Genomic DNA, 17,468 nt, shown 5'->3' on the forward strand with positions numbered 1-17,468 from the left:
CACCGCGTGGCACACGATTCCCCGCCCCGCCCACCATTCACGCGACCGCCGTCCCAATCCGCTATGCTGCGCCGCAGCAAACCGCACGCCCCGGAACCCGCTACGCTCCGGCGCCAGTTCGCCCGCCAAAGAGACCCCGACCCGATGCTGCTTTATCAGATGCACGAATTCGGCCGCGCCTGGATGGCCCCGATGACCTACTGGGCCGACGCCGGCGCGAAGATGTTCGCCGCGCCCGGCAGCTGGCTGTCGACCGTACCGGGCGCCTCGCGCCTGGCCGCCGGCTACGAACTGCTCTACCGCATCGGCAAGGACTACGAAAAGCCCGAATTCGGCATCCACTCGATCCAGATCGACGGCAACACCTACCCGGTGATCGAGCGCGAGATGCAGCGCAAGCCGTTCTGCCGGCTGCTGCGCTTCAAGCGCTACGCCGACGACGCCGACAACATCGCCGAGCTCAAGGACGATCCGCCGGTGCTGGTGGTCGCGCCGCTGTCGGGCCATCACAGCACCCTGCTGCGCGACACGGTCAAGACCCTGCTGCGCGACCACAAGGTCTACATCACCGACTGGGTCGACGCGCGCATGGTGCCGACCGAGGACGGCGCCTTCACCCTCGACGACTACATCGGCTACATCCAAGACTTCATCCGCCTGATCGGCGCCGACACCCTGCACGTGGTCAGCGTCTGCCAGCCGACCGTGCCGGTGCTCGCGGCGGTGTCGCTGATGGCCGCGCGCGGCGAACCCACGCCGCGTTCGCTGGTGATGATGGGCGGCCCGATCGACACCCGCGAAAGCCCGACCAAGGTCAACGACCTGGCTGTGCATAAACCGCTGTGGTGGTTCGAGAACAACGTGATCCACCACGTGCCGGCGAATTTCCCCGGCCGCGGCCGCCGCGTCTATCCCGGCTTCCTGCAGCACAGCGGCTTCGTGGCGATGAACCCGGAGCGGCATTTCCAGTCGCATTGGGATTTCTACCAGGACCTGCTCAAGGGCGACCTGGAAGACGCCGATTCGCATCGCCGGTTCTACGACGAATACAACGCCGTGCTCGACATGCCGGCCGAGTACTACCTCGACACGATTCGCGTAGTGTTCCAGGAACACCTGCTGCCGCGCGGCCTGTGGGACGTGGCCGGCGAGCGGGTGAACCCCGGCGCGATCAACACCACCGCGCTGCTGACCATCGAAGGCGAACTCGACGACATCTCCGGCCAGGGCCAGACCCGCGCCGCGCACACGCTGTGCACCGGCGTGGCCGAAGCCGACCGCCAGCACATCACCGTCGACGGCGCCGGCCACTACGGCATCTTCAGCGGCCGCCGCTGGCGCGAGCAGGTGTATCCGCAGGTGCGCAACTTCATCGCCAAGTACGCGGCCAAGTAAGCCGGCCCGCACAACACGCATCGCGCCACATCGCGGCCCGCCCGACCCGACGTCGGGCGGGCCGTTGCGTTTGTGCGCGTCGAAAGTGCCTGCGTGCGTGCGCAACGTTCGATACCCCTTGACCGCTGCGAGTGCGCGGCCGAGCATCGGGACATCGCAACACCACGGAGCGCCCGGCCATGCAACCGACACGACACTGGATGTTGGTCGCGCTGCTCGCGTGTGCGGCGGCGACTGCGTGCGCGCAAGAACGTCAGGCTCCGGCTCCGACCACCGTTGCGGGATCGGGCGTGGATAAAAAGGGAGACCCAGCGATGAAGGACGCCATCAAGGGGCCGACACTCACTGTGGACGAATTCAAGGCGCTGGTCTTCAAGGTCATCGATGGCATCGACAGCCGCGAAAAACTGACCCAGGACGAGCTTGAACGCATCATCGGATTGAAGCTGTCGCCGAATCCTCGCGAGCCGGATATACGCAGCATCACGGGGAACGGGGCTGATGGGTGGTGGCGATGGAATGTGAATATCGTTACCTATGCGCCCGACGATACGCGGCTGGAGATGCTCGCCTCGCCCAATCAGGTTGACGGTCTAGGCAATTCGCCCAACTGCACCTACGACTTCCAGGAATTCAACGACCGTCTGAAGCGACAAGGATTCCGGGCGGTCAGAGAAAGCGGCGTGCATGGCCATCTTCAGGAATGGCGCTACACACGCAACGGGAAAATTTTGCGGATCGGGTACTACCATTCCGGCGCTCCAGAAGCAGATGCGGGCCGTTGCATTCAGACCGTCAGATTGACCTTCGCCATGACCGACCAGGAACTGCGCCATGCCTGATCGGGATGAGCTGAACGCGGTATTCGACGGATTCACGCAACGCGGCGCCACCGAACATCAGCTGCGCATACTGGAGGCCTCCCTACGCAGCTCGCCCGAATTGAACCGGGCGATGACCGACACCATAGTGAGCGGCAGAGTGTCGGGCTTGCGCTTCCTGCCGCCCGAGTCTCCAGCACTGGCATCGTACGCTCCGACCACACGCGAAATCGGCTTCAAGCCCGAAATACTCGATTCCGATATCGATCGAGATTCCCTCGACCGACTCACTTATGCCTTCGGCCACGAAATCTCCCACGCCCAGCAAGGCAATCGAGCCCACGCAGCCGAACAAGCCATCGCCAATGAGATGCGCGAACTCGCTCACAGCGGCGCGCGTCCTCGCGATTACACCCAATTGGTCGAGCGATACGATGCCGTTCAACGACAGCAGGAGGCCCGTGCCGAACTGAGCGGGATCAACATGCTGGCCGATCGTTTGCGGCATGAAGGAAAGGGCCAGGTGTCAGAAAGCGCGCTGGCCAGGCGCGCGGATCCTGTCAGCTCATGCGCGAAAAAAATGGCCGACGGGAGCGCCGAATTCGCCCCTGGCCTGAGCTTCGACCCCAAGAGCCAATCCTTCCCGGCCACACCGCAGAACATCGAAGCCGTCGCCAACTGTTTCTACGACATCAAACGCGCCCACGGCTATTCCGAGTCGAGCAAGGCGACCGCCATCGGCTGGGTCGCCGACGCCGAGTTTCAGGCGCGCAAGCTCGACCCGGACCGCAGCTTCAACGATGTCCATATCGACTTGGCGAGGCTGAAGCTGGACCCGGCGGCCTTGAAGCGGCAGGACATCGACCTGGGCCGCTTTCACGACAAAACTCCATTCGAGTTCATCGACCCGAGTACCCGCGCAGCGGTGGAGATACATCACCGCGCCAGCAAACAACTCGGCCATCCGGCCCTGTCCGCGCCTGCCGAACCGACCCTGCCTTCCGGCGCCGACCTCGCGATGCTGGAACAAATCCGCGCCGGCGTGCGCGCGAACGACGAACGCATCGGCAAACCCTACGACGAACTCAGCGAACGGCTCAGCCGCGCCACGCTCGCGGCCTGCAAGGACAATCGCGACATGCATCCGGGCAGCGACTACTCGCTGTCGGCCAACGCATTGAACCGCGTGGATCACATCGTGATGGGAGCGACCGGACACCTGTTCGCCGTCGAAGGCCGGCTCGACGATCCCGCGCACAAACGCACCACCGTGGTCATCGAGCAGGCGATCAACACGCCGGCTGAGCAGTCCGACCAGAAACTGCAAGCGGCCAATCAGGCCATCGCGCACGAGCGGCAACGCGAAGAATCGTTGAGCCCGCAACAGACCCAGCACAAAACCCAGGACACCACGGTGTTGTCGCGCTGACCGCACGCGCCTCATGATCGAGGCGACCCGTCATCGGCCTGCCTTCGGCCGTCACCGCTCACGCGCGTAGCTGCGGCCGCAGTGCGCAGCTTTCATTGCCGCATCCGGCGAAATGAATCCAATCGCGCCTTGAAGCCCATGCGCATCGCTCCGGCATCACCGGCCAGGCCGCCACCGTGCTTTGCTTACCATGCGACTCCCAGAGCACTAGAGCCGACCACATTGTCAGGCCAAAACAGCGACGCCCGCCGCTAAAAAATGTCGACTCGGCATCAATTACGCACGGCCACGACGGCGGTCGGCGCCGGGATGGCTACAGTCCCCTCAGCCGCGCGCCGAATCGGTCCGCGCGATCGCAGGATCACGATTCCCGCGCAGCTAAGGAGAGCTGGATGACCCCTCACGCAGGCAGCGCGCGCAATGCGCACGCACGTGGCCGCAACCGCCGGTCTTCGCGATCCTTCACCAACCCAGCCACGCCACTTGTGTCTTCGCGGCAGTCGGCGCGCGCGCATTCGATCGATCGCATCTGACATCACCCCATGTCCGCCGCCGGCGCCACAACAGCCCGGTCAGCGCACTCAGCGCGCGAACGCCGCAGCCGGCTTCGCGCATCACCGCCAAGGAGAGCCCGCATGAAAACCCTTATTTCGTCCAGCACGCCGCGCCATGCACGATCCGCAATCGCATCCGCCGCGCTGTCGGTATTGCTGCTGTGCAGCGGCGCGGCCGCGGCCAATGCGGCCTGCGTCTATGCCGGCCAGGATTGGATGACCGCGTTTCATGAAAAGGACGTGGCCTGCTCGAACCAGGGCCCGAACAGCGCGAGTTGCGATATTCGCGAAGCCGAACAGGCCGTGGCCATGCAGGCGATGACCAGCAGTTGCCCGCCGCTGGACGACTACTGCACCGTGGTCCGCGATCAATACGAAGAAGCGGCCGCGACCCGCAGCTTCGAATGCCGCCAGGCCGGAACCGCCCTCGATCCGCAATGCCAGGCGCTGCGCCAGGCGGAGTTCCAGCAGTTCAAACGCTTCGTGCGCGAATGCGTGGTGATTTGAACAAACCGTCTAGAGCCGGACGCGATCGCGCAGCTTTCCAAACCGAACGACGCGATCAAGTCGATTTTCGATGATTCATGGCGGCTTCGGTTCGACCGCTTCGACCCGATCGCTTCGGTCGAAGCGGCTCGGCCTGATCGCCTCGTCGAACCGCCCTTGACGAGACTGTTTAGTCGAGCCGCGCCGTCGAGCCACCCGCGCGGGCCGCGGAACAGCTCCTTGGATCGCAAGCCCATCGGAAGCCCAATCGGGAGCCTTTCATGTCCACTCGCCTCGCCATCTTGCTTGCGCTGTGCTGCTGCAGCTTCGCCTCGACGCTGCACGCCGCGCCCAGCGTGTGTTTTCTCACCGCCACGCAATTGCATCACGATCGCTTCGAACGAGTGATCGCGTGCGAAACCGACGGCCCAACCAGCGCTAGCTGCGGCGCCGCCGAAGACCGCGAACGCGTCGGCTGGACTTCGCTGCGGCGCAACTGTCCAAACCCCGACGGCCAATGCCTGGCCGCGCTCGCCGATCACGCCCAGTACTGGCCGCACCGCTCGATGATCTGCCGCGCCGCCGGCAGCGCATCCGATCCGGCCTGCGTGGCCGCGGTCGAACACGACGACGACCTGTACTACGACGTGATGGGCGCCTGCGGCTATCTGTCGCGGCCCTGACGAAGATCGCTGCGTCGCGCGATTGATCGCCGCCGCACGGCACTGCATTTATCCCCGCAGCAACGCTTACATCGCCACCCAATCGCCACCGACAAGGAAGATCGCCATGAAACTCCGAGCCCTTTGCGCCAGCCTGTTCGCCATCGCGGCGTGCGCCGACGCCGCCCAGGCCGCCACGCCCGCCTGCACCAGCGCGCGCCTGCAGGTCGAAATCAGCCATATCCAGCGCGTGCAGGCCTGCACTTCGCAAGGCCCCAACAGCCCGGTGTGTCGCCAGAACGAGCAGGTCGAAAAGATTCAGTGGCAGATGATGGACGCGGTGTGTCCCGCGCCGACGCCGCAGTGCGCGGTCAATCGTCAGTTGTACGACATCTTTTCGCAGCAGCGCGCGATCAAATGCCAGCAAGCCGGATCGTCGACCGACCCGGTCTGCCGCGCCGCGATGCAGCAGGAAGACGTGAACTTCCTCCAGGTCAAGGTGAGCTGCTTCATGCAGTGATCCGCGCGGGCGGCGCGGCCGGCGAGCGCGCCGCCGTGTTTCACGCCGATCGACCGACCCTAGATCGACCCTCGAGCAAGCACTGGAGCCGTCCATGAAGACCGCATCGCTGGCCTTGTTGGTTTTGTCCCTGTCGTTCTCCGCCGTCTCGCTCGCGGGCCCGTGCGCGCCGGCGGTGGACGACATCATCGGCTTGCGCGACGTGCGCATCGAACTTTGCCAGATCAACGGCCCCAACCATCCCGACTGCCTCGCCCAGGAAGCCTACGAATTCGACTTCGTGGCGTCGGTGATCCAGCAATGTCCGGCCAATACCCCCGAATGCCAGCGCGCGCCGCATGCCTATGTCGCGGCGTGGGGCCGGCGTCACGACACCTGCCACAACGCGGGATCGTCCAACGATCCCGCGTGCGTCAGCGCGCAAGGCATCGAAGACGCGCGGTTCTATCCATTTGCGGTGTGCTTGCTCAACGGCTGGTAAGTCCGCTCCGCATGCGGCCGTGCCTGCTGGTGCGAACAAGCAAACAAAAAAGATCAGCCGGCCTCGCGGCCGGCTGATCGATGGGTGGCACGGACGTCGCTACCGCTTCAGTCGCGCTGCGCCCACCGCACCAGCAGGTGCTTGGCCAACTGGGCATGCGCATAACCGATCAGGCGCGCGGCGTGCAGGGTCAGGAACAGCAGCACGATGCCGATCGCCGCGAACACCGGCCAGGCCCACGGCTCCCACACGCCGACCACGTTGATGCCGTCCAGGCGCACCACGCCATCGCCGAGCAGACCGAACAACTGTGCGAATGGCAGCAGGGTCAGCGACAACGACAGGCTCAGGCCGATCACCGCCACGGTGAAGTAGATCGTGCCCAGCGGCAGCATCAGCAACATGTACAGCAGCGTGCCCCAGGTGCGCGGGTCGACAAAGATCTGCTTGATCCGCTCCATCACCGACTGCTCGCGGTTGGTGTACAGCGGCCGGCGCGGCATGCGTTCGCCGAGCATCACCTCGATCAGGCGGCCTTCCACCAGCGCCAGCACCCGCACCGAGCCCAGGAACAGGATCAGCAGCGGAATGCCGATGATCAGGATCAGCATGCCGATCGACAGCGACAGGCCGGTGGTGACCCAGGTGAAGTAGAACGTGCCGGTCGCCAGCGACAGCAGCATGTAGAACAGCGCGCCATAGGTACGCGGCTCCAGCGCGACGCCGAAGAAGCGGCCGAGCAGCGACTTGCGCTTCTTCGGCGCCGGCGGCCGCAGCGCGGTCTGCACCTTGATCTCGGTGTCGCGGTAGATGTCGGCGACCTCGTCGGGCGCGCCGTAACTGCCGGCGACCGCGGCGATCACCTCGGCCTCGCTGCGGTCGGGGTTCTCGGCCAGTTCCGAGCGCAGGTATTCCTCGGCGTCGTACAGCGCGTCCTGGATCAGCGCCGGATCGGCGCCGCGCAAGGCCGCGCGCAGGCGCTCGAGGTAGTCGGGTATCGAACGCGGCAGGCCCGCGTCGGCGGAAGAATCGGTGTGACCTGCGTCGGTGATGGCGTTCATGCGTTCAGCCCCTGGAGTACGGAATCTACGGAGTCGCGGGTCGCGCGCCAGGCGGCTGTCCATTCGCGCAGCACGGCCTGTCCGGTATCGGTGATGGTGTAGTAACGGCGCGGCGGACCGGTCACGGACGGTTCGACGTGGCTGTCGAGCAGCCCCGCCGCGCCGAGGTTGCGCAGCACCGGATACAGCGCGCTCTGCTTGCCGCTGAGCACGCCCTCGCCTTCGCGCTCGAGGCGCTTGGCGATCTGGTAGCCGTACATCGGCTCGCGCGCCGACCCCAGCACCGCCAGCAAGGCCAGTGAGACGGTGCCGGCGCTGAGCTCCTTCTGGAACTTTCGCAATTGGCTGTCGAGCTCGGTCACGGCAGGCTCCTCTAGGTTGGAGCTGATGCTAGTGCGAAGTTCGGTATAGCGAATGTGCCGGTAGTCATCGTGGCGGATGGCTGGGAGCAAAGGAGGAACGAGTTCACAGGCGTGAGGGGTGAGTAGGCCCGGGTCGATCGCGAGGCCGCCGGCATGTCTGCCGACAGGGACACCGCCGCTGCGCGCGCGGTTGCAACCGGCTACGCTTCGGCGACCGTCGCCGCCAGGACCCGTCATGCAGCCGCAACGCCCCGCCCCCGACCAACTCGCCCGACTGCACCGGTTCGCCGGTCGCTGGTCCGGGACAGAACACGTCTCGCCTTCGCCCTGGGGTCCGGGCGGGACGTCGACCGGCCACAGCGCCTTTCATGTCGCCCTGGGCGGCACGGCGCTGATGCAGGAGTACCGGCAGGAAAAGGACGGCGTCGTGGTGTTCGACGGCCACGGCGTGTTCCTGATCGAACCCGACAGCGGCGACGTGCTGTGGTGGTGGTTCGACACGATGGGGTTCCCGCCCGAGCCCGCGCGCGGCCGCTGGCAGGGCGACACCCTGCATTTCGAAAAGACCACCCCGCGCGGCGAAGCGCGCTATCGCTACGAATTCGCCGAGGATCGCTACCGCTTCGTGATCGAGAACCGCTTTCCCGGCCAGAGCGAATTCGCCGAATTCATCCGTGCCGACTATCTTCGCCAAGACTGAAACGCGGCCGGCGCGGGGACGCCGTCGCCGCGCCGATTCGCTCCCCAGTCCGGGCATGCCCGGCCGCATCCGCATCGTCACCGTCCATCTTCTTTCAGGAAACCGCATGAAGCGTTCGCTTTCCCAAGCCCTGCCGCTGGCCCTCGCCCTGACCCTCACCGCGGCCACCGCGAGCGCGCAGACCGCCGCGCCAGCCAAGCCGCGCGGCATGCAGGACATCCTCGACGCCAGCCGGCCCGCCGACTGGCGCGCGCTGGACCCGAACAACACCTTGTATCTGGAGCTCGAGCGCGGCCGGGTGGTGATCGAACTGGCGCCGCAGTTCGCGCCCGCGCACGTCGCCAACATCCGCGCGCTGGCGAGCAACGGCTATTGGAACGGGCTCAGCATCAACCGCTCGCAGGACAATTACGTCGTGCAGTGGGGCGACGCCAACGCCGAGGACGCGAGCAAGCGCAAGCCGTTCGGCGCGGGCTTCAAGCCGAAGCTGCCGGCCGAGGTTTCGCGCAAGAGCGCGGGCCTGAGCATGACCGTGCTGCCCGATCCCGACGGCTGGGCGCCGCAGGCCGGCTTCGCCGCGGGCTTCCCGGCCGCGCGCGATTCGGCGACCGGTTCGAGCTGGCTCGCGCACTGCTACGGCACCGTCGGCGCCGGCCGCGACATGGCGATCGATTCGAGCAACGGCGCCGAGTTGTACGTGGTGATCGGCCAGTCGCCGCGTCACCTCGACCTCAACATCACCACGGTCGGCCGGGTGGTCAAGGGCATGGAGCTGCTGTCCTCGCTGCCGCGCGGCACCGGCCCGCTGGGCTTCTACGAAACCGCGGCCGAGCGCGCGCCGATCAAGGCGATCCGGCTGGCGGCGAAGGTGCCCAAGGCCGAACGCAGCGACCTGGAAGTGCTGCGCACCGACACGCCGCTGTTCACTGAGTTGGTCGAATCGCGGCGCAACCGCCAGGACGATTTCTACAAGCGTCCGGCGGGGTACATCAATATCTGCAATGTGCCGCTGCCGGTGCGCGATCGGGCGGCGAAGAAGAAGTAAGCGCGGCTTGCAGCCCTCATCCGGTGGGCCCTCATCCGGCCCTTCGGGCCACCTTCTCCCGCTAGCGGGGTGAGTGGGCGCAGCTCGCGAGCCACTGGCTCGCGCGTCCACGAACGCCCAAACGCTATGCGTTTGGGCAGGGGAGCGGGGTCCGAGTGAGGGCGCGCAACCCACACCGCAGCAACAAGCCTTCAAACCCCCACACTACGCCCCGCACTGCTCTGCCCCAACGCCTGCGGCTGAAACAGACACATCCGCACCACGTCGTGATAGCGCCCGTCGCTGAAGAACTCGTCGATCAACACGCCCTCGCGCTGAAACCCGGCGTCCTCGTAGATCTGGATCGCCCGGCTGTTGTCGACATCGACCAGCAAGTACAGCTTGTACAGATTCAACACCCGGAACGCGTAGTTGATCGCCAGCCGCGTCGCCGCGCGCGCATAGCCGCGCCGCTGCTGCTCGGGCGAAATCATGATCAGGAATTCCGCGCGCCGGTGCAGATGGTCGATCTCGACCAGCTCGACCAGGCCCACGCGCTCCTGGCCGCTGTCCTGGACGATGAAGCGGCGCTCGGACTGGTCGTGGATGTGCTTGCGGTACAGCTCTTCGAGTTCGACGAACGACTCGTAGGGCTCCTCGAACCAATAGCCCATCACGCTGCGATTGTTGTTGAGCACATGCACGAAATGCAGGTCGCCGCGCTCCAGCGGACGCAAGGTCACGCTCGGCGCGGGGGCCGACGACGGCGGCGATGACGGCGGCGAATCGGAGGTCGTGTTCATGCCGTTTAGCCTACTCGCGCCGCATGCAGCCAATGTGACGTTTCACACGACCTTAGCCGGGCGATGCCTAGCCTGCCCACTCCCCTCGCTACCAGGCCGCCCGCATGCCCCAGCTTCGCATCCGCATCACCGGCACCGAAGACGACGCCCGCGCGATCGGCAATCTGCTGTCCAGCCTGGAGGGCATCGAACACGTCGAGGAAGTCGCCGACCTGATGCCGCACATGGACGACAGCGATTCCAGTTCGGCCGGCCTGCCCGACGACGCCGGCCCGGGAACGCATGAACTGGAGATCGACGCGCCCAATGCCTCCACCGCCAACAAGGTGCGCGAGGCGGTGGAAGCGCTGGCCTTCGACCTGGACGTGCTGGTCGAGTTCGAGACCGAGGAAGAACGCTGATCCGGACCGTCGGCTGAAACCGACACAACCGGGCCGCAGCGAGGCGGCCCGGCCGTTGCATCCGCGCCTTAGCCCTTGCGGCGCGCGCGGCGAATGCGGCGGATCAGCAGCACCAGCACGGTCAGCACCAGCGCCACCGGCAACAACGCGGCGAACGCGCGGATCAGGAACGCGATCGTGCCGGTGACGATGCCGCCGACGTCCTTGAACGCCTCGCCGACCTCGCCGGTGTTTTCCTGGGCGCGCGTGGTCTGGAAGGTCAGCGTGACCAGTTGGGTGGAAATGCGCCGCTGCTGCTGCGCGGCCTCCTGCTCGGCGGCCTGCAACTGCGATTCGATCTCGGCGATGCGGCTCGACAGGGTCATCACGTCGGCGATCTTCAGATCCTTGCGGTCCTGGAACTCGAGCAGACGCGCGTGCTCCTTGCGCAGCCGGTCCTGGCGCAGGCTGTTGTCGCGCACGGCGGTGGCCAGATCCTCGGCCTGGATGCTGCGTTCGGCGATCTCCTCGCCCTTGCCGGCCAGCCCGATCAGCTTGTCCACGCCATCGGGCACGATCCGCACCTGCAAGGTCGCGGAAGGATCGTCGCCGCCGCTCTGGCTCATGCCCAGGACTGCGCAGGCGCCGAACTTGCCGGCGTTGCAGGCGGCCTGTACCTCGCTGGCCCGGGCCGCGATGCGCTCGCCGGGCATGCGGATACGGATCTGATGTTCGTAGGCCAGCAACACGCCCAGGTCGGCCTTCGCGGCGCCGCCGGCGTCGGAACCGGAACCGGGTTTGGTCATATTCGCTTCGGGTACGCGCACCGATTCCTCGGCGGGCGCGTAGGCGTGCTTGGCGCAGCCGGCCAGCATCGCGGCGGCCAATAGCAACGCGCCCAGCCGGTTCGCGATCGTGTTCGTATCCATGGGTGCTCTCTCCAGCCGTCAGTGGCGGGTAGCACTATGCCACCGGCCCGCGCGGCGGACAGCGTTGGTCCACCGCGCTCGATCACTGGATCAACGCGGGCCGGTCGCCAACGGGGTTGGCGCCGGCCCGCGCGTCGGCCGATCAGAACGTGTGCTTGACGCCCACGGTGACGAAGCGCCCCAGCGCGTCGTACTGGCTGATGTCGTAGGGCAGCGCGCCGCCGGCCGGATCGAACGGCGGGTCCTTGTCGGCCAGGTTCTGCACCGACAGGTACAAGGTCGTATCGCGCAGGCCCTCGTAGCCCAGGTACAGGTCGAACTGATGGTGATCGTCGACCTTGTCGCTCAGGCCCGGATTGCTGCGCGCATCGACCACCTGCTGCTTGTAGCCGCCGATGTAGCGCCACGACAACTGCGCGTTCCAGTCGCCGCGCGTATACGCCAGCGAGGTGATGCCGCGCCACTTCGGCAGCGCGCCGAAGCGGTTGCCGCCAGCGCCTTCGAGCGCGCCCTGCCCGGCCACCTGCGGCTGCTCGTAGCTCAGCAATCGGGTCCAGGTGCCGTCGAGGGTCCAGCGGTCGTCGCCGGCATGCCAGACCTTGCGGCCTTCGATATCGAAACCGGTGGTGGTCAGCGTGCCCTGATTGGCATAGCGGTTCTCGACCAGTTGCAGACGGCCCTGCGCATCGCGGGTGACGCGGCCGGGATTGCTCTGCGGGTTCGACACCACGAACTGCACGCTGTCGGGCGCGATCAGATCGTCCTGGCGGATGCGGTACAAATCGACGCCGAGGCTGGTGTCGGCATCGGGCGCCCACAACACGCCCAGGTTGATGTTGCTGGAACGCTCGGCCTTCAGATCGGGATTGCCGGCGCGCAGCACGGTCACGCCGCGCGACGCGCCCGGCTGCACCGGATCGAACGGATCGATCACGCTGCCGTAGCTGATGGTGGTGCTCTGGGCGATTTCCGGCAGCGACGGCGCGCGGAAACCGCGCGAGGCGTTCAAGCGCAGCAGCCAGTCGTCGCTGACCTGCCAGCGCAAGCCGAGCTTGGGCGAGAACGCGCTGCCGAAGTCGCTGTAATGATCGCCGCGGCCGGCCAGTTGCACTTCCACCTGTTCCCACGGCTTGAGGCTGAACTCGAAGAACGCGGCGGCGACGCGGCGTTCGCCGTCGATCAGGTTGATCGCCGGGCGCAGTTCGGTGCCCGACAACACCTGCGGGCTGGTGCGCGCGTCCTGGGACTCGTTGCGGAATTCCACCCCGGCGGCGACGCCGACATCGCCCGCGCGCCACTGCCACGGGAAGCCGGACACCTTGCCGCTGAGCGTGCTCAGGCGATACGTTCCGGGACGACGCGTCGACAAACGCAAGGCGTCGAGCGCGGCCGGTGTGCGCGAAGGATTGAGGAAATCGTAGCTGCCGTCGGCCAGCACCTGCTCGAACGTATAACGGTTGAGGAAGTTGCGCACGTACTCGTGCTGCTGGCTTTCCGAATGGCTGGCGGCGACGTCCCAGTCCCACACCTCGCCCTTGCCGCGCAGGCCGAACAGGATGCGCGAGAACTGGGACTTGTTGATCTTGTAGCGCGCGCCCAGGTCGAGGAAGGAATACTCGAACGGCGTCGGCGTCGCGTTGGGATTGTTCGGATGCCCGACCGGCAGCACCGCCGGAATATCGACCAGGCGGCCGGTGCCGCGATCGTAGGCGCGCAGGCCGGCGCCGACCGTCATCGGCGCGCTGAAATACGTACCGTTGTGACTGGTGCTGTAGAGGATCTCGGCGAAACCCTGGACCTTGTCGTTGAACCACACGTCGCCGGCGACCAGCGCCTGATAGCGTTCCACGTCGGGAATCAAGGTGCGGTAAGGCTGGGTGTTGAACGCGCAGGCGTTGCCCGGCAGCGGGCTGCCGAAGTCGCTGTACGGACGCGACTGGGTTCCGGGCTGGCACGCGAACGCGACCGGCGCGCGCGGATTGGCGAGGAACGCGCCGCCTTGAGTCGACCAGCCGGCCAGACGCCCGCCGGGTTGATCGCGGTAATCGCCGTCGCGAGTCAGCGCGCGTTCGTCGCCGTTGAGTTGCCCGCGCTGGAACACGTCCAGGCTGAAACGCAGGCTGTAACCGTCCTTGTCCGGATCGCCGTGACCGGCGCGCAGGCCGAGGCTGCGCTGGTCGATGCCGCCCTGGGTGGCCGCGCCGTAGGACGCATCGACTTCGACGCCTTCGATCTTGCGCCGCAGGATCAGGTTGACCACGCCGGCGATCGCGTCGGAGCCGTACAACGCCGACGCGCCGTCCTTGAGGATTTCCACCCGTTCGATCGCGCCCAGCGGCAGCGCATTGAGATCGACGAAATTGTCCTGGGTGTTCTGGGCGAATCCGTACGAGGCCACGCGATAGCCGTTGACCAGTACCAGCGTGTTCTTCTGGCTCAGGCCGCGCAGCGATACGCCGGCCGAGCCGTTGGCGAAGCTGCCGGTGTATTGCTCGTTGAAGCTGTTGCCGCTGTTGACGGTGAGGCTGCGCAGCAGGTCGGACACGGTGACTTTGCCGCTCTTTTCGATCTGCACGCGATCGATCACCAGCACCGGATTGACCCCGGCTTCGTCGCTGCGCTTGAGGTTGCTGCCGGTGACCTGGACCGCATCGAGGGTGACGCCGGGCGCGGCGGTCGCTGCGGCGTCGTCGGCCTGCGCCAGCGGCGCGGCGAGCGCGATCGACAAGGCCAGGGCGAGACGTCGGTAATGCACGGTGCGAGCGGGCTTGGAGCGTGTTGCGTGTACGAACGACATGGACGATTCCTGCAAGACGTGGGGGAGGGAAAACGAATAATTCTTCGAAGCACAAGGAACGCCCGCCCGGAACGGCGCGCGGCCGCCGGCGCTGCGCAAAGCGCAGTGCAGTCACGAGAGGGGAGAGAGACGCGAGACGGCGATGCCGTCGGCCGCGTACCGATCCGGGACGGGCGAAGAAAGCGGCAGGTTCAGCCCGTCAGGGCATCACCCGCCGGGTACACATCGACCGATCGCGCAGCACGGGTGTGCGCCAGGGATCGGCCGGAGCGTTAAAGATCGACAAGGCATTCGAAAGGGACATGAGGCGAAACCGGAACGGGGACGAAAGGCGGTGGGCGACGCGGACGGGCGGTCAGCGGCAACACATGGCCATGCCGCTCTCGCCATGGAAGCGGCGCAAAACGGCGGTCGGATTCGTCGGGGCAACTGCGTTCACGGGGGTGTCGTTCGATGCGGAGGAAAGTCGGACGCGGGACGCGGCGACGGGCTTTATGTTGCATCGCGATATAGCGATGTCAACGAAGCGGAATCGGGGAAATGGCCAAATTTTCGCCAACGCATGAACGATGCCCCGGCAGCGTCTGCCTGCGATCGATCGCCCTGTTTAGCCGCAACGCCCGTGGCGCAATGCGATCGCGCCGTTTTGCGTCGGCGCCGGCGATGCCTCGGCGCGGGGCGACTATCAACCCACGCGCATGACTGCATTACCGATCGTTATGTCGCCGCCGCGGCCTAAAGCGGCGAAATCCGACCACCGACACGGCAACTGCGCGGAAATCACATTGCGCAAAAATCCTTGTTCACCTCTTGTAGGAGCGGCGCGAGCCGCGACCGCGAAACCCGCTTGCGTCGTAACCGAGATGTCGCGTTCGCGGCTTGTGACCGAAGGAAATCCAGCAGGACGCCGCTCCTGCAGTCGGACCTCGTTACCAACGGTTTGCCTGTATTGCCGGTTGCCTTGACCGCGAAACCGCACACCACGCAAACCCGCCCCACACCGACGACCGCCACGCCATACACCGCATGGCCTCGACGAAAACCACCATCGGCCCCGGCCAGCCCGGCGACCCGACCAATGACCCATGCGGACGCGACCGGCTTGGCCTATCCTCCGCGCAACCCGGCCCGCCACCCGACCCGAGAATGGATATGCGCCCGTTGCGCCCTACGCAGCTCGCTTGTTTGCTTAGCCCCGCCCTGCTCGTCCTCGCCCTGTCGGCCTGCGGCCCGCGCGAGGCGGCCACGCCGCCAGCTGCCGCCGCGCCGCAAGCCGCGAGCGCCGCGAACGCAAGCGATCCGGCCGCGGACACCGCGTTCGCCGCCTTGTCCAAGCGCTGGCTCGACGGGGTGATGCAGATCAATCCGATCGCCGCCACCCAGATCGGCGATCACCGTTTCGACGGCGAAGTCGACGACTACAGCGCCGCCGGCCGCCAGCGCCAGCTCGATTTCAACAACAAGCTGCTGGCCGAACTCGACACGATCGACACCACCAAGCTGTCGCGCGAAAACCAGGTCGACGCGCTGATCCTGCGCAATCGCCTGCGCTCGGACGTGTGGTCGATCCAGACCCTGCAAAGCTGGGCCTGGGATCCGATGGTCTACAGCGGCCTGGCGGGCGATGCGATCTACAACCTGATGGCGCGCGAGTACGCGCCGATGCCGCAGCGGCTGAAATCGGCGACCGCGCGGATGGAGAAGATCCCGCAGATCTTCGCCCAGGCCCGCGCCAATCTCGATCCGGCCCGGGTTCCGAAAATCCACGCCGAAACCGTGGCCAAGCAGAACGCCGGCGTGTTGAGCCTGATCGACACCTTCATCACCCCCAACGCCGGCCAGCTCAAGGGCGCCGATCGCAAGCGCCTGGACGACGCGGTCGCCACCTTGCGCAAGGCCGTGGCCGAGCAGCAGGAATGGCTGGACAAGACCCTGGTGCCCAACGCCAAGGGCAACTTCCGCATCGGCCAGACCTTGTACGACGAAAAGCTCAAGTTCTCGCTCAACTCCTCGCTGTCGCGCGCGCAGATCATGGAGCGCGCCAAGGCCGAACTGGCGCGGGTGCGCGGCGAGATGTACGCCATCGCGCAGAAGGAACTCAAGGACAAGCCCGGCGCGCCCGCGCTGCCCGACAAGCCCACGCCCGAACAGCAGCAGAAGGCGATCGAAGCCGCGCTGGAACTTGCCTACGCCGACAAGCCGCCGCGCGACAAGGTCGTCGATTTCGCCAAGCAGACCTTGGCCGATGCCACTGCGTTCACCCGCGCCAAGAACCTGGTCACCGTGCCCGACGCGCCGGTCAAGGTGATCCTGATGCCGGAGTTCCAGCGCGGCGTCGCGCTCGCGTATTGCGATTCGCCCGGCCCGCTCGACAAGGGCCTGGACACGTACTACGCGATCTCGCCGATCCCCAAGGAGTGGAGCGACGAGCAGGTGAATTCGTTCCTGCGCGAATACAACACGCGCATGGTCCATCTGCTGTCGATCCACGAAGCGATGCCGGGCCATTACCTGGAAGGCGCGCATTCGGCCAAGGCGCCCTCGACCCTGCGCGCGGTGCTGCGCTCGGGCGTGTTCGCCGAAGGCTGGGCGGTCTACACCGAGGACATGATGGCCGACGCGGGCTATCTCGATAACGACCCGCTGTTCCGCCTGGTGCAGTTGAAGTTCTACCTGCGCACGCTCGGCAACGCGATCCTCGACCAGGGCGTGCAGGTGGAGGACTGGAGCCGCGAACAAGCGATGACGTTCATGACCCAGCAGACCTTCCAGCAGGAACGCGAAGCCGCCGGCAAGTGGGTGCGCGCGCAGCTGACCTCGGCGCAGCTGCCGACCTATTTCGTCGGCGCGCAGGAGCATTTCGACATGCGCAAGGCGGTGGAGGCCCAGCTCGGGCCGAAATTCGACCTCAAGGCTTATCACGATCAGGTGTTGTCGTACGGCGCCCCGCCGGTGCGTTTCGTGCGCGAGCTGATGCTGGACGAACCGATCCGCTGATTGCGCTGACGCGTTCCCTCATCCGCTCTTCGGGCACCTTCTCCCGCTAGCGGGAGAAGGGATAGGC

The 17,468-nt window shown here is 66.3% G+C and carries 16 protein-coding genes; 11 read left to right on the plus strand and 5 right to left on the minus strand.

Annotated elements, in window-relative coordinates; genetic code table 11:
• Positions 1–147: 147 nt before the first annotated feature.
• From KME82_RS17690 to KME82_RS17720, 7 genes are all read left to right on the plus strand, one after another.
• Positions 148–1,395, plus strand: coding sequence for a polyhydroxyalkanoate depolymerase (locus KME82_RS17690; RefSeq protein WP_215499119.1), 1,248 nt, complete (start codon positions 148–150; stop codon positions 1,393–1,395).
• 179 nt (positions 1,396–1,574) lie between these two features.
• Positions 1,575–2,237, plus strand: a complete 663-nt coding sequence (locus tag KME82_RS17695; RefSeq protein ID WP_215495216.1) for a hypothetical protein — start codon at positions 1,575–1,577, stop codon at positions 2,235–2,237.
• Entirely contained in the window at positions 2,230–3,645 is a 1,416-nt protein-coding gene (locus KME82_RS17700; protein ID WP_215495217.1) for an XVIPCD domain-containing protein, read from the plus strand. Before KME82_RS17695 ends, KME82_RS17700 begins: the two co-directional genes overlap by 8 nt.
• Positions 3,646–4,280: 635 nt before the next feature.
• Positions 4,281–4,706 carry a hypothetical protein gene (locus tag KME82_RS17705; RefSeq protein ID WP_215495218.1) on the plus strand — a complete coding sequence of 142 codons (426 nt, stop codon included), beginning with the start codon at positions 4,281–4,283 and terminating at the stop codon, positions 4,704–4,706.
• A 260-nt stretch (positions 4,707–4,966) separates the two neighbouring features.
• Complete coding sequence (locus KME82_RS17710) at positions 4,967–5,368, plus strand: hypothetical protein (RefSeq protein ID WP_215495219.1); 402 nt, start codon at positions 4,967–4,969, stop codon at positions 5,366–5,368.
• A gap of 106 nt (positions 5,369–5,474) precedes the next feature.
• Positions 5,475–5,867 carry a hypothetical protein gene (locus KME82_RS17715; RefSeq protein ID WP_215495220.1) on the plus strand — a complete coding sequence of 131 codons (393 nt, stop codon included), beginning with the start codon at positions 5,475–5,477 and terminating at the stop codon, positions 5,865–5,867.
• Positions 5,868–5,961: 94 nt separating this feature from the next.
• A complete protein-coding gene (locus KME82_RS17720; protein WP_215495221.1) occupies positions 5,962–6,348 on the plus strand; it encodes a hypothetical protein in 387 nt (128 codons plus the stop codon).
• A gap of 107 nt (positions 6,349–6,455) precedes the next feature.
• Here the strand turns inward: KME82_RS17720 and KME82_RS17725 are convergent, their stop codons facing one another.
• Together KME82_RS17725 and KME82_RS17730 are read right to left on the minus strand one after the other, a co-directional pair.
• Positions 6,456–7,409, minus strand: coding sequence for a sensor domain-containing protein (locus KME82_RS17725; protein ID WP_252255394.1), 954 nt, complete (start codon positions 7,407–7,409; stop codon positions 6,456–6,458).
• On the minus strand, positions 7,406–7,771 hold the full coding sequence (locus KME82_RS17730) for a PadR family transcriptional regulator (RefSeq protein WP_215495223.1): 366 nt from the start codon (positions 7,769–7,771) through the stop codon (positions 7,406–7,408). Before KME82_RS17730 ends, KME82_RS17725 begins: the two co-directional genes overlap by 4 nt.
• A 235-nt stretch (positions 7,772–8,006) precedes the next feature.
• Between KME82_RS17730 and KME82_RS17735 the strand changes: the two genes are divergently transcribed.
• Together KME82_RS17735 and KME82_RS17740 are read left to right on the plus strand one after the other, a co-directional pair.
• A complete protein-coding gene (locus KME82_RS17735) occupies positions 8,007–8,471 on the plus strand; it encodes a DUF1579 family protein (protein ID WP_215495224.1) in 465 nt (154 codons plus the stop codon).
• 55 nt (positions 8,472–8,526) lie between these two features.
• Positions 8,527–9,516, plus strand: coding sequence for a peptidylprolyl isomerase (locus KME82_RS17740; protein ID WP_430538737.1), 990 nt, complete (start codon positions 8,527–8,529; stop codon positions 9,514–9,516).
• Between the two features lie 191 nt (positions 9,517–9,707).
• On the opposite strand, the gene speG is transcribed toward KME82_RS17740, so the two are convergent.
• The gene (gene speG / locus KME82_RS17745; RefSeq protein ID WP_215495226.1) at positions 9,708–10,298 is read right to left on the minus strand and encodes a spermidine N1-acetyltransferase; all 591 of its coding nucleotides are present in this window, start codon (positions 10,296–10,298) and stop codon (positions 9,708–9,710) included.
• A gap of 104 nt (positions 10,299–10,402) precedes the next feature.
• Here speG and KME82_RS17750 point away from each other — a divergent pair, with 104 nt between their 5' ends.
• Positions 10,403–10,699 carry a hypothetical protein gene (locus KME82_RS17750; RefSeq protein ID WP_056111020.1) on the plus strand — a complete coding sequence of 99 codons (297 nt, stop codon included), beginning with the start codon at positions 10,403–10,405 and terminating at the stop codon, positions 10,697–10,699.
• A gap of 68 nt (positions 10,700–10,767) precedes the next feature.
• Here KME82_RS17750 and KME82_RS17755 read toward each other — a convergent pair whose 3' ends face one another.
• A complete protein-coding gene (locus KME82_RS17755; protein WP_215495227.1) occupies positions 10,768–11,607 on the minus strand; it encodes a DUF4349 domain-containing protein in 840 nt (279 codons plus the stop codon).
• 142 nt (positions 11,608–11,749) lie between these two features.
• The gene (locus KME82_RS17760) at positions 11,750–14,404 is read right to left on the minus strand and encodes a TonB-dependent receptor plug domain-containing protein (protein ID WP_215495228.1); all 2,655 of its coding nucleotides are present in this window, start codon (positions 14,402–14,404) and stop codon (positions 11,750–11,752) included.
• Between the two features lie 1,152 nt (positions 14,405–15,556).
• On the opposite strand from KME82_RS17760, the gene KME82_RS17765 reads away from it, so the two are divergent.
• The gene (locus KME82_RS17765; protein ID WP_215495229.1) at positions 15,557–17,401 is read left to right on the plus strand and encodes a DUF885 domain-containing protein; all 1,845 of its coding nucleotides are present in this window, start codon (positions 15,557–15,559) and stop codon (positions 17,399–17,401) included.
• Positions 17,402–17,468: the final 67 nt, after the last annotated feature.

This window comes from Lysobacter capsici (genome assembly GCF_018732085.1).
GTDB classification, from domain to species: Bacteria; Pseudomonadota; Gammaproteobacteria; order Xanthomonadales; family Xanthomonadaceae; genus Lysobacter; species Lysobacter capsici_A.

What these genes read in the sequence shown, in the direction of transcription:
- KME82_RS17695 (WP_215495216.1), top strand. Translation starts at nt 1,575, where the DNA reads ATGCAACCGACACGACACTGGATGTTGGTCGCGCTGCTCGCGTGTGCG.
- KME82_RS17700 (WP_215495217.1), top strand. Translation starts at nt 2,230, where the DNA reads ATGCCTGATCGGGATGAGCTGAACGCGGTATTCGACGGATTCACGCAA.
- KME82_RS17705 (WP_215495218.1), top strand. Translation starts at nt 4,281, where the DNA reads ATGAAAACCCTTATTTCGTCCAGCACGCCGCGCCATGCACGATCCGCA.
- KME82_RS17710 (WP_215495219.1), top strand. Translation starts at nt 4,967, where the DNA reads ATGTCCACTCGCCTCGCCATCTTGCTTGCGCTGTGCTGCTGCAGCTTC.
- KME82_RS17715 (WP_215495220.1), top strand. Translation starts at nt 5,475, where the DNA reads ATGAAACTCCGAGCCCTTTGCGCCAGCCTGTTCGCCATCGCGGCGTGC.
- KME82_RS17720 (WP_215495221.1), top strand. Translation starts at nt 5,962, where the DNA reads ATGAAGACCGCATCGCTGGCCTTGTTGGTTTTGTCCCTGTCGTTCTCC.
- KME82_RS17725 (WP_252255394.1), bottom strand. Translation starts at nt 7,409, where the DNA reads ATGAACGCCATCACCGACGCAGGTCACACCGATTCTTCCGCCGACGCG.
- KME82_RS17735 (WP_215495224.1), top strand. Translation starts at nt 8,007, where the DNA reads ATGCAGCCGCAACGCCCCGCCCCCGACCAACTCGCCCGACTGCACCGG.
- KME82_RS17740 (WP_430538737.1), top strand. Translation starts at nt 8,527, where the DNA reads ATGCCCGGCCGCATCCGCATCGTCACCGTCCATCTTCTTTCAGGAAAC.
- speG (WP_215495226.1), bottom strand. Translation starts at nt 10,298, where the DNA reads ATGAACACGACCTCCGATTCGCCGCCGTCATCGCCGCCGTCGTCGGCC.
- KME82_RS17750 (WP_056111020.1), top strand. Translation starts at nt 10,403, where the DNA reads ATGCCCCAGCTTCGCATCCGCATCACCGGCACCGAAGACGACGCCCGC.
- KME82_RS17755 (WP_215495227.1), bottom strand. Translation starts at nt 11,607, where the DNA reads ATGGATACGAACACGATCGCGAACCGGCTGGGCGCGTTGCTATTGGCC.
- KME82_RS17760 (WP_215495228.1), bottom strand. Translation starts at nt 14,404, where the DNA reads ATGTCGTTCGTACACGCAACACGCTCCAAGCCCGCTCGCACCGTGCAT.
- KME82_RS17765 (WP_215495229.1), top strand. Translation starts at nt 15,557, where the DNA reads ATGCGCCCGTTGCGCCCTACGCAGCTCGCTTGTTTGCTTAGCCCCGCC.